We start from the raw sequence: 920 nt of genomic DNA on the forward strand, positions 1-920 counted from the left end.
TCGTAGAGCCGGGTGCCCGGATACGGCGCGGCCAGCGACACCTGGATCGTGTGCGGATTGATTTCCTTGGCGTATTCGATCGTCTTCTTGATCGTGTCCTTGGTTTCGCCGGGCAGGCCGAGAATGAACGTGCCGTGGATCTTGATGCCGAGCTTCTTGCAATCCTCGTTGAAGCGGCGCGCGATGTCGGTGCGCAGGCCCTTCTTGATGTTCAGCAGGATCTGGTCGTCGCCCGATTCGTAGCCCACCAGCAGCAGGCGCAGGCCGTTCTCCTTCATGACCTTCAGCGTGTCGTACGGCACGTTGGCCTTCGCGTTGCACGACCACGTCACGCCGAGCTTGCCCAGCCCGCGCGCGATTTCCTCCACGCGCGGCTTGAAATCGGTGAACGTGTCGTCGTCGAACATGATCTCCTTCACTTCAGGCATGTTGTCGCGAATCCACTTCACCTCGGCCAGCACGTTTTCCACCGAGCGCACGCGGTAGCGGTGGCCGCCCACCGTTTGCGGCCACAGGCAGAACGTGCATTTCGAGCGGCAGCCGCGGCCCGTGTAGATCGATACGTACGGGTAGTTCAGGTAGCCGATGAAGTAGTTGTCGATCTTCAGATCGCGCTTGTAGATCGGCGCGACGAACGGCAGCTCGTCCATCTCCTCGATCATCGGGCGCGGGCCGTTGTGCTCGATCGCGCCGTCGGCGGCGCGGTAGCTGAGGCCGAGGATCTCGGCGAACGGCTTGCGGTCGGCCACGTCGCGGCAGGTGTAGTCGAACTCCTCGCGGCAAACGAAATCGATCGCGTCCGAGGCCGTCAGCGAGTTGTGCGGATCGACGGCCACCTTCGCGCCCACCATGCCGACCAGCACCGAAGGCTTGCGCTGCTTGAGGTCCTGCGCGAAGTTCGCGTCGGTGGGGAACGACGG

At 63.2% G+C, this 920-nt stretch carries 1 protein-coding gene; it reads right to left on the minus strand.

Annotated elements, in window-relative coordinates; all coding sequences use genetic code 11:
* Positions 1-920 (minus strand): radical SAM protein (locus tag G3N92_RS34560; RefSeq protein ID WP_206131943.1); only part of this gene is annotated, 920 nt, incomplete at both ends.

The sequence above is a fragment of the Burkholderia sp. Ac-20379 genome (genome assembly GCF_017104645.1).
Taxonomy (GTDB): Bacteria; Pseudomonadota; Gammaproteobacteria; order Burkholderiales; family Burkholderiaceae; genus Burkholderia.